The organism is Marinifaba aquimaris, assembly GCF_013328345.1.
Classification (GTDB): domain Bacteria; phylum Pseudomonadota; class Gammaproteobacteria; order Enterobacterales; family Alteromonadaceae; genus Marinifaba; species Marinifaba aquimaris.
In genome coordinates, this window is record NZ_JABULX010000018.1 from 33,846 (window position 1) to 46,705 (window position 12,860).

General features: G+C 39.4%; 9 protein-coding genes. All 9 read left to right on the top strand.

The genetic code is table 11. The features are described from left to right. Position 1 precedes the first annotated feature (1 nt). The 9 genes from HR060_RS12100 to HR060_RS12140 all read left to right on the top strand — a co-directional run bounded on the left by HR060_RS12100 (position 2) and on the right by HR060_RS12140 (position 12,763). On the top strand, positions 2-1,099 hold the full coding sequence (locus tag HR060_RS12100) for a TRAP transporter substrate-binding protein DctP (protein WP_174200555.1): 1,098 nt from the start codon (positions 2-4) through the stop codon (positions 1,097-1,099). A gap of 116 nt (positions 1,100-1,215) precedes the next feature. Continuing rightward, entirely contained in the window at positions 1,216-2,403 is a 1,188-nt protein-coding gene (gene fabV, locus HR060_RS12105; protein WP_174200556.1) for an enoyl-ACP reductase FabV, read from the top strand. Between the two features lie 344 nt (positions 2,404-2,747). Continuing rightward, positions 2,748-4,085 (top strand): Na(+)-translocating NADH-quinone reductase subunit A, encoded by a 1,338-nt coding sequence (locus HR060_RS12110; protein WP_174200557.1) that lies wholly within the window; start codon positions 2,748-2,750, stop codon positions 4,083-4,085. 2 nt (positions 4,086-4,087) lie between these two features. Then, positions 4,088-5,287 (top strand): NADH:ubiquinone reductase (Na(+)-transporting) subunit B, encoded by a 1,200-nt coding sequence (locus tag HR060_RS12115; RefSeq protein WP_174200558.1) that lies wholly within the window; start codon positions 4,088-4,090, stop codon positions 5,285-5,287. Next, positions 5,274-6,047, top strand: a complete 774-nt coding sequence (locus HR060_RS12120; RefSeq protein WP_217434921.1) for a Na(+)-translocating NADH-quinone reductase subunit C — start codon at positions 5,274-5,276, stop codon at positions 6,045-6,047. Before HR060_RS12115 ends, HR060_RS12120 begins: the two co-directional genes overlap by 14 nt. Further along, entirely contained in the window at positions 6,047-6,673 is a 627-nt protein-coding gene (locus HR060_RS12125) for an NADH:ubiquinone reductase (Na(+)-transporting) subunit D (protein ID WP_174200560.1), read from the top strand. Before HR060_RS12120 ends, HR060_RS12125 begins: the two co-directional genes overlap by 1 nt. Positions 6,674-6,677: 4 nt before the next feature. Then, positions 6,678-7,301 (top strand): NADH:ubiquinone reductase (Na(+)-transporting) subunit E, encoded by a 624-nt coding sequence (nqrE, locus tag HR060_RS12130; protein WP_174200561.1) that lies wholly within the window; start codon positions 6,678-6,680, stop codon positions 7,299-7,301. Between the two features lie 58 nt (positions 7,302-7,359). After that, positions 7,360-8,583, top strand: coding sequence for an NADH:ubiquinone reductase (Na(+)-transporting) subunit F (gene nqrF, locus HR060_RS12135; protein WP_174200562.1), 1,224 nt, complete (start codon positions 7,360-7,362; stop codon positions 8,581-8,583). 130 nt (positions 8,584-8,713) lie between these two features. After that, positions 8,714-12,763: a hybrid sensor histidine kinase/response regulator transcription factor gene (locus tag HR060_RS12140; RefSeq protein ID WP_174200563.1), complete on the top strand. Its 4,050-nt coding sequence runs from the start codon at positions 8,714-8,716 to the stop codon at positions 12,761-12,763. Positions 12,764-12,860: the final 97 nt, after the last annotated feature.

Genomic DNA, 12,860 nt, shown 5'->3' on the forward strand with positions numbered 1-12,860 from the left:
TGTGAAAAAACTTTCCACGCTAATTTTAGCTATTTCTACTTTATTACTTACCGCATGTGGAAGTGAACAAACCTCATCGCAAGCGCAAGCTGAACAGAAAACTTATAACTGGAAGTTAGTTACGACTTGGCCGAAAAACTTTCCTGGCTTAGGCACAGGGCCTGAAAAGTTTGCCGAATACGTTGGGCAAATGTCTAATGGTCGTTTGAATGTAAAAGTTTATGGTGCCGGTGAATTAGTGCCTGCCATGGAAGTATTCGATGCTGTGCGCTCAGGTACCGCTGAAATGGGTCATGGCGGTGCATACTACTGGAAAGGCAAAATGCCTGCTTCACCTTTTTTCTGTAGTATTCCTTTTGGCATGAATGCACAAGAAATGAATAGTTGGATCCACTATGGTGGTGGCCTTGAATTATGGACTGAGTTATACGAACCTATGGGCGTTGTACCTATGGCTGGTGGTAATACTGGGGTGCAAATGGCAGGTTGGTTCAATAAAGAAATCAATTCTTTAGATGATTTAAAAGGCCTTAAAATGCGTATTCCTGGTCTTGCTGGCGATGTGTTAGAGCGCGCAGGTGGTGTGCCAGTAAATTTACCGGGTGGAGAGCTATTCACTGCACTTCAAACTGGCGCAATTGATGCAACTGAATGGGTTGGTCCATACAACGACTTAGCTTTTGGTTTACACAAAGCCGCTAAATACTATTATATTTCAGGTTGGCATGAGCCTGGTTCAATGCTTGAGTTCATTATTAACAAAAATGCCTTAGCAAGTTTACCAAAAGATTTACAAGCTATCGTCAAAGCGGCTGCTCGAGCTGTTAATACTGACATGCTAGATGAGTATACGGCGAGAAATCACGCTTCTTTACAATCGCTGTTAAATGAACACGGCGTGGAAGTGAGAAGTTTACCGCAAGATGTTGTCACAGAACTCAGAGTCTTGAGTAAACAAGTGATTGATGAACTCGTTGAAAAAGACCCGTTTGCGAAAAAAGTAAATGACTCTTACCAGCAGTTTTATCAACAAGCACGTGAGTATCACAACCTCAGTGAATTTGAATACTACAAAAATCGCCAGCTTGAACAGAACTAATTAATTTATATGGGCGACTTGTAATTTAAAATAGCTCCCCCATATCTAAAAACAATCCGAGCCCAGTTAACACTGGGCTTGTCACTATATAAATCAAATAAAATAGGGTAAATAATATGGTTATCCAGCCAAAAGTACGTGGTTTTATCTGTACTAATGCTCACCCAGTTGGATGTGAAGCATCAGTTAACCGTCAGATTGAGTACGTAAAGTCAAAAGGTCAATTAGATAATGGTCCTAAAAATGTACTCGTTATCGGTTCATCAACTGGCTATGGTTTAGCATCACGTATCACAGCTGCTTTTGGTAATAACGCAAGTACTCTAGGTGTTTTCTTTGAAAAGCCTGCCACGGAAAAGAAAACGGGCTCAGCGGGTTGGTACAACACTGCTGCATTCCAAAAAGCTGCAGATGCTGCTGGCCTTTATGCCAAGAATATCAATGGTGATGCGTTTTCACATGAAATTAAGCAAAAAGCGATTGATTTAATTAAGCAAGACTTAGGTAAAGTTGATCTCGTGGTATACAGCCTTGCGTCTCCTCGCCGTACTGATCCAGATACGGGGGAGGTTTATTCTTCAACATTAAAGCCTATCGGCGAGTCTATTACGACTAAGAACTTGAACACATCCAAACGTGTCATCGATGAAGTAACTGTTGAAGCGGCAAGCGAAGCTGAAATTCAAGGCACTATCGATGTAATGGGTGGCCAAGATTGGGAGCTTTGGATCAAGGCTTTAAAAGAAGCAGATGTTTTAGCTGATAATTTCAAAACGACTGCTTATACCTATATCGGTAAAAAATTAACTTGGCCAATCTATGGTCATGCAACAATTGGTAAAGCAAAAGAAGATTTAGATCGCGCTGCAACTGAAATCAAAACTTTAACTCAAGATATTTCTGGTGAAGCATATGTAACTTCATTAAATGCAGTTGTGACTCAAGCAAGTTCTGCTATTCCTATTATGCCTCTATATATATCTGCTTTATTTAAAGTGATGAAAGAGCAGGGCACTTATGAAGGTGTTATCGAACAAATTGCAGGTTTATTCTGGGAAAACTTATATGGCGAAAACCCTCGTTTTGATGAAGCGGGCCGTTTAAGTCAAAACTACAAAGAACTAGAAGACAAAGTACAAGATGAAGTTCAAAAGCTTTGGGATGCAGTTCAAACCGACACCATTGATGAGTTAACTGACTATGTAAGTTATCATCAAGAGTTCTTACGTTTGTTCGGTTTCGATTTTGAAGAAGTCGATTATGACGCTGATGTAAGTCCTCTTGTGGATGTAACAGTTGAATAATTGAACATTAATTCTTTATTTTAAAATTAAAAAGCGAGGCAATGCCTCGCTTTTTATTTTTGTGGACAATTATTTATTGTTAAATTTGTTGCTTAATTAAACTTGATGGTCGAAATATCATCAGTTAATGGAAAGTTGAAAGAAAATTACTAAAATTCAATAGCGAGCAATTAGCAAATTGTGTTAAAATCCGCAGGTTAATTATGTAAGAAATCCCTTACACAATTGAATGAAAAATTTTTAAATACGTACCAAAGTGAATAATAAAAACAAAGATATGGTGCGTAGATGTAGAAGTAGTTTTATTTTTTTCGTTTTAACATTAAAACATTAAGTGCAAACCTATGATAACTATCAAGAAAGGCTTGGACCTTCCTATTTCGGGAGCTCCAGAACAAGCAATATCTGACGGCAATGCCGTCACTAAAGTTGCTGTCCTTGGTGAAGAGTACATCGGCATGCGCCCTACTATGCGTGTTCGCGTTGGCGACACTGTTAAGAAAGGGCAGGTTCTTTTTGAAGATAAAAAGAACCCTGGCGTTGTATTTACTGCCCCAGCCGCTGGTGAAGTTACAGAGATTAATCGTGGTGCAAAACGCGTATTGCAATCTGTAGTGATCACTAAAAACGGTCAAGAGCAAGAAACTTTCGCTAAATACTCTGTAGGCGAATTATCTTCTTTAGGTCGTGAAAAAGCGCAAGAAAACCTGGTTAATTCAGGTTTATGGACTGCATTCCGTACTCGTCCATTCAGTAAGATCCCTGCTTTAGACTCTAAAGCAAACTCGATCTTTGTAACTGCAATCGACACAAACCCATTAGCGGCTGATCCTGCTGTTGTTATCGCAACACATCAAGATGCGTTCGTTAACGGCTTAACTGTCTTAACACAGTTAACTGAAGGTAAAGTTTTCCTTTGTAAGGCTCCTGCGAGCTCTGTACCTTCAACTAACGGTGTTGAAACACATGAGTTTGGTGGTAAGCACCCTGCTGGTTTAGCAGGAACGCATATTCACCATCTTGATCCTGTTAGTGCAGAGAAGTCTGTTTGGTCTATCAACTATCAAGACGTTATCGCTATCGGTCAATTATTCACTTCTGGTGAATTAAATAACGAGCGTATCGTTTCTATTGCAGGTCCAGCAGCTGTTAAGCCTCGTTTAGTTAAAACTGAACTGGGTGCTAGCATCGATGAGTTAGTAGCGGGTGAAGCTACTGAAGGTGAATTACGTGCTATCTCTGGCTCTGTATTCATCGGTACTAATGCTCACGGTGTTCACGCTTATCTTGGTCGTTATCACGTTCAGGTTTCTTTGATTCTTGAAGGTCGTGAGAAGCAGTTTATTGGTTATATGATGCCAGGTGCAGAGAAATTCTCTGTTACTCGTGCTTACTTAAGCCATTTATTCCCAAGTAAGTTATTTAACATGACTTCAACTACTAATGGTAGTTCTCGTGCAATGGTTCCAATCGGAAACTACGAGCGTGTTATGCCATTAGACATCTTACCGACAATGTTATTACGTGACTTATGTGCTCGTGATACAGATGGTGCGCAGCAACTTGGTGCGCTTGAGCTAGACGAAGAAGATTTAGCACTTTGTACGTTTGTTTGCCCTGGCAAATACGACTACGGTCAAATCCTTCGTGAATGCCTAACCACAATTGAGAAGGAAGGTTAGACATGAGCTTATTAAAGTTTATTGAAAAAATTGAACCGCAATTTGAAAAAGGCGGTAAACACGAAAAGTGGTTTGCTTTATACGAAGCAATCGCTACGGGTTTATTTACTCCTGGTTATGTAACTAAGGGTAAAACACACGTTCGTGACAGCATCGACTTAAAACGTATCATGATCACTGTATGGATGGCTGTATTCCCTGCAATGTTCTTCGGTATGTACAACGTTGGTTTACAAGCTGCTGAAGGCTTAGCTGCTGGCTACGCTTTAGCTGATACTTGGCAGGTTGCTATCTTCCATGCTTTAGGTGGTCAATTAACACCTGAATCAGGTTGGTTTAGCATGATGCTTTACGGTGCATGTTTCTTCTTACCTATCTATGCTACTACGTTTATCGTCGGTGGTTTCTGGGAAGTACTTTTTGCTGCCGTTCGTAAACACGAAGTTAACGAAGGTTTCTTCGTAACATCAATTCTTTTCGCATTAATTCTTCCTGCAACTATTCCGTTATGGCAAGTTGCGTTAGGTATCACATTCGGTGTGGTTATTGCTAAAGAAGTATTTGGTGGTACAGGTAAGAACTTCTTAAACCCTGCTTTAGCGGGCCGTGCTTTCTTATTCTTCGCTTACCCTGCAGAAATCTCAGGTGACACAGTTTGGGTTGCTTTAGATGGTTACTCAGGTGCGACTGCATTAAGTGCTGCTAACCAAGGTTTAGTTGACTACACAATGAATGCTGATTGGTGGAATGCGTTCTGGGGCTTCATCCCTGGTTCTGTTGGTGAAGTATCAACAGCTGCTATTTTACTAGGTGGTGCTTGGATCCTTTATAAAGGTATCGCATCTTGGCGTGTTGTTGTCGGTGTGTTCGGCGGTATGGTTGCAACCTCATTACTGTTCAATGCAATTGGTAGTGATACAAATGCAATGTTTGCAATGCCTTGGCATTGGCACTTTGTTATCGGTGGTTTTGCTTTCGGTATGATGTTCATGGCGACTGACCCGGTAACTATGTCTTACACAAACAAAGCTAAATTCGCTTTCGGTGCTTTAGTGGGCGTCATGGTGGTGTTAGTTCGTGTAGTTAACCCTGCTTTCCCTGAAGGTATGATGTTAGCTATCTTATTCGCTAACTTATTTGCGCCATTGTTCGACTACTTTGTTGTTCAGTCAAACGTGAAACGGAGACTTGCTCGTGGCTAGTAAAGAAACTTTTGGCAAAACGGTTGGTTTCGTTGTTGCCGTATGTTTAGTGTGCGCGGCATTGGTATCTGTTTCCGCTGTACAATTAAAACCATTACAAATAGCTAACAAGAAACTTGATAAGCAAACTAAAATCTTAGAAACAGCTGGTCTTTTAGAGACTGCTGGTAAAGATATTGACGGTACTTACAAGCAATTTGTTGAAGCTAAACTTATCGACTTAAGCACTGGTCAGTTCATCGAAGGTGATGCTGAAGGGTTTGACGAGCGTCGTGATGCTCGTGACCCTTCTAAGAGTGTTGTTCCTGCTGATGATATCGCTGGTCTTTCACGCCGTGCAAACAACGCAGTTGTTTATATTGTTCGTGATGGTGCAGGTGCGGTAGATACAATTATCTTACCTATCGTTGGTGCTGGTCTTTGGGACTTAATGTTCGGTTATGTTGGTTTAGAGTCTGACCTTAACACAGTTAAGAGTCTTGTTTATTCAGACCACAAAGAAACTCCGGGCTTAGGTGCTGAAATTCTTAACCCTAAATGGAAAGCTCTATGGCCTGGTAAGAAGTTATTCGATGACCAAAATAACATTGCAGTTACTATCGTAAAAGGTGGTGCTAAAGAAGGTGATGTTCACGGTGTTGATGGCTTATCTGGTGCTACATTAACGAGCCAAGGTGTTGAGCGTACATTACATTTCTGGTTAGGTAATGAAGGCTATGGCCCATTCATCACTAACTACCGCGCTGGAGGTCTTAACTAATGAGCGATGCTAGCATGAAAAAAGTTGTCGCGAATCCAATCGTAGACAACAACCCAATTGCACTTCAAGTACTTGGTATTTGTTCTGCATTAGCGGTAACAAGTTCAATGGCGAATGCTTTAGTTATGACTATTGCGGTAGTTATAGTAACAGCGTTCTCTAACTTGTTTATCTCTATTATTCGTAACCATATTCCAGGTTCTGTACGTATCATCGTACAAATGGCGATTATCGCATCTTTAGTAATCGTGGTAGACCAAGTGTTAAAAGCTTTCTCTTACCAATTGTCTAAAGAGCTTTCTGTATTCGTTGGCCTTATCATTACAAACTGTATTGTAATGGGTCGTGCAGAAGCGTTTGCGATGAAAGAAAAGCCTGTAGTGAGCTTCTTTGATGGTATCGGTAACGGTTTAGGTTACGGCCTAATCCTTATGTTGGTTGCATTCTTCCGTGAATTATTAGGTTTTGGTACATTATTCGGTATCGAAATTTTACCTTTAGTTCAAAACGGTGGTTGGTACCAAGCGAATGGTTTATTAGTATTACCATTCTCGTCATTCTTCATTATTGGTTTAATTATTTGGGCAATTCGCCAAATCAAACCAGATCAAGTAGAGAAGGGCTAATCTAATGGAACATTATTTAAGCTTATTTATTAAGACGATATTCATTGAGAACATCGCATTAAGCTTCTTCTTAGGTATGTGTACATTCCTTGCCGTATCTAAGAAAGTAAGCACAGCTATGGGTCTTGGTGTAGCTGTAGTAGTGGTACTTGGTATCGCTGTACCTGTTAACCAAATCATCTATCAATCTATCTTAGCACCGGGTGCATTAGATGGCGTGTTAGGTATTACTGATCCAGCTGAATCAGTTGATTTAAGTTTCTTATCTTTCATTACCTTTATCGGTGTAATCGCTGCATTGGTACAGATTTTAGAAATGACCTTAGATAAGTACTTCCCACCTTTATACAACGCATTAGGGATCTTCTTACCTCTAATCACTGTAAACTGTGCGATTTTCGGTGCCGTATCATTCATGGTAGCGAAGAACTTAACGCTAAGTGAATCAGTGGTTTACGGTATCGGTTCAGGTATTGGTTGGGCACTAGCTATCGTATTGTTAGCTGGTCTTCGTGAGAAAATGAAATACTCAGACGTGCCAGATGGCTTAAAAGGTTTAGGTATTACATTTATTACTACTGGATTGATGGCTTTCGGCTTTCTATCTTTTGGTGGTATCTCACTTTAAGGTTAAACGTGATGGCGATGACCTCGCCATCTGTTGATAAGTATTAGAGGAAAAGTCGATGGAAATTATTCTCGGCGTATCTATGTTTACCGCGATAGTACTTGTTTTAGTTTTAGTCATTTTAGCGGCTAAATCTAAATTGGTATCTACTGGTGATATCACTATCTCGATAAACGGTGATCCAGAAAAAGCAGTTACTGCCGCAGCCGGTGGTAAATTATTAGGCGTATTAGCTGATAAAGGTATCTTCATCCCATCTGCGTGTGGTGGTGGTGGTACATGTGGTCAGTGTCGTGTACACGTTCATTCAGGTGGTGGTGATATCTTACCAACTGAAGAAAGCCATATTACTAAGCGTGAAGCTAAAGAAGGCTGTCGCCTTTCATGTCAGGTTGCTGTTAAGCAAGACATGGATATTGAATTAGAAGAAGAAATCTTCGGTGTTCAACAGTGGGAATGTTCAGTTATCTCTAACGATAACAAAGCGACATTCATCAAAGAGCTTAAGCTTGCTATTCCTGATGGCGAATCTGTACCTTTCCGTGCAGGTGGTTACATTCAGATCGAAGCACCAGCTCACCATGTTAAGTATAAAGACTTCGATATTCCTGAAGAATATCGTGGTGACTGGGAGCGTTTTGGCTTCTTTGATATCGAATCAAAAGTTGACGAAGATACATTACGTGCATACTCGATGGCTAACTATCCTGAAGAGGAAGGTATCATTATGCTTAACGTACGTATCGCGACGCCGCCGCCAAACAACCTTTCATTACCAGCTGGTAAAATGTCTTCATTCATTTGGAGCTTAAAAGAAGGTGATAAAGTAACGATTTCTGGTCCATTTGGTGAGTTCTTCGCTAAAGAGACTGATAACGAAATGGTATTTATCGGTGGTGGTGCTGGTATGGCACCAATGCGTTCACACATTTTCGATCAGCTTAAGCGTCTTAACTCTAAGCGTAAGATCTCTTTCTGGTACGGTGCACGTTCATTACGTGAAATGTTCTATGAAGATGACTTTAACGGCTTAGCAGCTGAAAACGACAACTTCAATTGGCATGTTGCCCTATCTGATCCACAACCAGAAGATAACTGGGAAGGTCTGACAGGCTTCATTCATAACGTTCTTTATGAAAACTACTTACGTGATCATGAAGCACCAGAAGATTGTGAATACTACATGTGTGGTCCACCTATGATGAACGCAGCCGTAATTGGTATGCTTAAAGACTTAGGTGTAGAAGACGAAAACATCTTATTAGATGACTTCGGTGGTTAAATTAAGCCTTTACTGACTACTAAAAAAGCCGCGCTGAAATCGCGGCTTTTTTGATCGTGTAAACGCATGGCTACAAAAGCATTAAATTGATAATATGAGCACTAATCAGGGATGACATTATTAATGAACAATGCGTTGTAGTTTACTGTTATTAATCAGTTTATTTTTCTTTTCTCAGCAAGTCAGTGCACAAATTCAACACTATTTTGAATCATATTCAATAGAGCAAGGCTTATCACAAACGTCTGCCACTTGTTTTGTGGAGGATAATCAAGGCTTCCTTTGGATAGGTACCCAAGGAGGTTTAAATCGGTTTGACGGCTATGAAATTACAGTATTTAAAAACAATAGTAGCGAGCATGCTATTTCAGGTAATTGGATCACCAGTTGTATAAAAGACAATCTAGGACGATTATTTTTTTCAACTGCAAATAACGGCATTAGTCTCTACCTACCAGAATCACAATCTTTTTCTCATTTCCTGACCGCAGAGTTATTGGGTGATGAAGACGCTTCACAATCTGCTATTTGGGCACTTAACTTTGTAAATGAGCGCTTAATTGCTGCAAGTGCTTCTGGGGCACTTTTTGTATTTAATTATCAAACTGAACAATTTGAAAAACTAAAAATTACTACAGGGCACAAGGTCAATAGGATTATTTTAGCTAATGCTAATCAAGTTTTACTTGCGACGGATAAAGGCTTGTATCAAGTTTCTGAAGACCTGCAAAGTATCCAATTTGTTGATGAAACAGAAGGTTTAAGTATTTCTGATGTAGGTATTGATAAGTATAGTGACAACCTATTATTAGCAACGAGAAAGGGCTTATACACATTATCTGATCATACCCTCGACAGGTTCGAGTTACTCAAAGATGAATCCACGACTTGGTTTACGCAAATATTCACCGATGATCAGGAAAACCGATTCTTTTCTACATATGGTAAAGGCTATTATAAGCTTGATACGGAAGGTAAGCTTGTACTGATTCAGTCAGATAACACCGCCGTAAATAGCCTGAGTAATAACTACTTATTTGGTATTTATCAAGATAGTCAGCGAAACCTTTGGGTTGGCACTGATGGTGGGGGAGTCAATTTACTTAAAGCTAAACGCAGCCTATTGCCTCACTACAAGCAAAGGACAAAGAGTGAGGCTACTTTGTCTCATAACTTTATTCGTACATTAAAGTTTGATGTCGATGGTGGTCTTTGGCTAGGCACACGTAAAGGGTTAAATTACACTCGTGATAATCTTGTTTTCGAGCAGTTTTTAGCTGATGGGCAGCCAGGTTCATTATTAAACGATCATATATTTAGTTTACTGCAAGCGTCAGACAAAAAAATTTGGGTGGGTACTTACGGCGAAGGTTTAGCCCTATTTAACCCAGATACTCGACATTTTCAGCATTTTTCCAATAGAGAAGGCAATGTAAATTTTTCAGCAGATCGTATTTATGCGATAGCAGAAGCAAAAGATAATACGCTTTGGTTAGGGACTAACAAAGGTTTAACCCGATTTAACCCTAAAACGATGAAAACGAGCATTTTCCAAGCTAATAGCAGTGAAGCAAGCCTTAGCCAAAATACTGTATTTAGTTTATTAGTTGACGATGAAAACCTTTGGGTAGGTACACGTGGCGGTTTAAATTTTTTCAATCAGCAAACCGGTCAATTTACGGTTATCAATAATCGGACTGATCCTCAAATCACTGACAATATGGTGATTTCACTACTCAAAGAAAATAACGAAACCCTCTGGATTGGGACGATGCAAGGGCTTAATCGTTTAGATTTAACCACTAATCAGATTATCCAATTTACAGAACAAGATGGCTTGCCTAATGACAATATTTTCGCTTTGGAAGTGGATCAACAAGGTTATATTTGGGCTAGTACCAATAAAGGTTTAGTAAAAATTGATCCAGAATCATTTTCCATGCAAGGCTTTGGTTTATCCGATGGTATACAAGCAAATCAATTTTTATTAGGTGCATCGAGTAAAAATAGGCAAGGTAGAATTACATTTGCTGGGGTTAATGGCTACAACATCTTTGAACCTGAAATACTGATAAATTCAGGTTTTGAACAACTTGAACAATCTCATCCGGTGATCACTGACTTTTCCGTTTTCAATAAAAGTCAGATTAACCTGACATCCAATACCTATTTTGATGGTGCAATTGATAAAGCAAATTTACTGAAACTCGGCTACAAAGATAGACTGTTTAGTTTGAAGTTTTCGTTTTTAAACTTCTCTGATAGTGAAAAAATCACTTATCTTTATAGGTTAAAAGGATTTGATGACCAGTGGCTTAGTGCTGATAGTAGTCGCTACGCAACGTTTAGTAATATTCCTGCTGGCCAATATCAATTTGAAGTTAAAGCTTTATTAAATGGTTTAGTTTCTGAAACAAAAGTACTCGCAGTCACGATTGATAGTGCACCTTGGGCAACGCCATGGGCGTACTTGTTGTATTTTGGTTTTACGGCGTCTCTTTTTATTTTTATCTTAAGGCTTTATCTAAAAAAGAAAAACGCTGAAAAGGCATCAGAAATAGCTAATGAAATGGTGTTGGCAAAGCAAACGCTGCTCGATAATGTATCACACGAGTTTAAAACGCCATTAACACTTATTCTCTCGCCCTTACAGTTAGTTAAAAAACAATTGCAATCCGCTGAGCAATTAAAAACACTTCACACCATAGAGCGCAATGCTGTTCGATTACTCAATATGGTTGAGCAAATGCTCGAGCTTGCAAAATATCAGCAGCAATTACCCACTGAGAAGGTTTACCAGGCTGGTTCCCCTATTTTAAAATTCATTGCTCAGTCATTCGAACCTTTGGCACGGCAAAAAAATATTGAATTCAGTTTTGAAAATTCAAAAGATATTGCTGTGTTATTACCTAAAGATAGTCTCGAAACTATTCTAGTTAACTTACTTTCAAATGCTTTTAAATATACGGAAAGTGGAGGGAAGGTAACACTATCTACATTCGTTAAGTTAGTACCTAATTCAGAGCATAATCAGCTTGAACTGGTTGTTCAAGATAATGGTGAGGGCATCTCTAAAGAGGCTCAGGCAACCATTTTTGAGCGTTTTTCTCGTGATAGCCGTTTAAATTATAAAGTATCTGGTACGGGGTTAGGGTTAAATTTAGTTAAAGAGATTGTAGAAAATCATCAAGGTGTTATCGAGCTTGAATCTGAACACGGTCAAGGCACACGGGTTGTCGTTAGCTTACCCTGCTACGAGTTAGACAAAGTCGAAAGTGAATTAACCGGATATGAAATATCCAAACCCGATTGGGGGCAAAAGGCAGGTTTTGATTTACCGGAGCCTGTTACTGATGAAAAAACTCAAAAGCTGCTTCCATCAGATAAAAAGCATTTACTTATTATTGATGATAACCCTGATATACGGAATCATTTATCGGACTTATTAAATACTCAGTACCACATAAATCTAGCTTGTGATGGCGAAGAGGGGGTTGAACTTGCATTAACAACAAGCCCTGACTGTATTATTTGTGATGTGATGATGCCAAAACTAGATGGTTACCAGCTCGTGAGTCAGCTTAGGGCAGATATTTTAACAAGTCATATTCCTATTTTAATGCTATCAGCAAAAAGTGATTTAGATAGTCAGTTAAAAGGTCTAACGCTACTCGCTGATGATTATTTAACTAAACCTTTCCAACCTCAAGAGTTATCTCTGAGGTTAGAGCGCCTGCTGAGTATTCGAAGTTTGATTGCCAAGCAAATTCAGCAGCAAATGATTGGTTTTCGCAATAATACCACTAGAAAGCTCGAGGTGACTGGTGGTCATAATGATGTTTTAAATATTAAAGACCAACAATTTATTGAGCATTTAAACCGCTTAATTGAGCAACACCACGGCAATGCCGTTTATAATATTGAGCAATTGGCCAATGATATGTGCTTGAGTGTTCGAGCTTTACAGTTGAAAACAAAGGCACTGCTAGCGGTCACACCTAACGAGTATTTACGTCAATACAGACTTGAGCAGGCTAAGTACTTAATTACTCACTCTAAACTCAATATCGGAGAAATAGCCGATAGAACGGGTTTTAGCTCTGCAAATTATTTTGCTCGCTGTTTTAGAGCCATGAATAACTGCACCGCTGCTCAATATCGAGAGCAGTACAGTGAATAAATCAATTTTTCGCAAATGTGATACTAAGCTTTCGTATCTGTACTAACGATTGATCCCTCCTTTTCTGTATATTTTTACTCCATTAAGCCCGTGCACT

Bases quoted from the DNA above. Each gene is read 5' to 3' on its own strand.
- HR060_RS12125 (WP_174200560.1), top strand. From the start codon at position 6,047: ATGAGCGATGCTAGCATGAAAAAAGTTGTCGCGAATCCAATCGTAGAC.
- HR060_RS12140 (WP_174200563.1), top strand. From the start codon at position 8,714: ATGCGTTGTAGTTTACTGTTATTAATCAGTTTATTTTTCTTTTCTCAG.
- nqrF (WP_174200562.1), top strand. From the start codon at position 7,360: ATGGAAATTATTCTCGGCGTATCTATGTTTACCGCGATAGTACTTGTT.
- HR060_RS12115 (WP_174200558.1), top strand. From the start codon at position 4,088: ATGAGCTTATTAAAGTTTATTGAAAAAATTGAACCGCAATTTGAAAAA.
- fabV (WP_174200556.1), top strand. From the start codon at position 1,216: ATGGTTATCCAGCCAAAAGTACGTGGTTTTATCTGTACTAATGCTCAC.
- HR060_RS12110 (WP_174200557.1), top strand. From the start codon at position 2,748: ATGATAACTATCAAGAAAGGCTTGGACCTTCCTATTTCGGGAGCTCCA.
- nqrE (WP_174200561.1), top strand. From the start codon at position 6,678: ATGGAACATTATTTAAGCTTATTTATTAAGACGATATTCATTGAGAAC.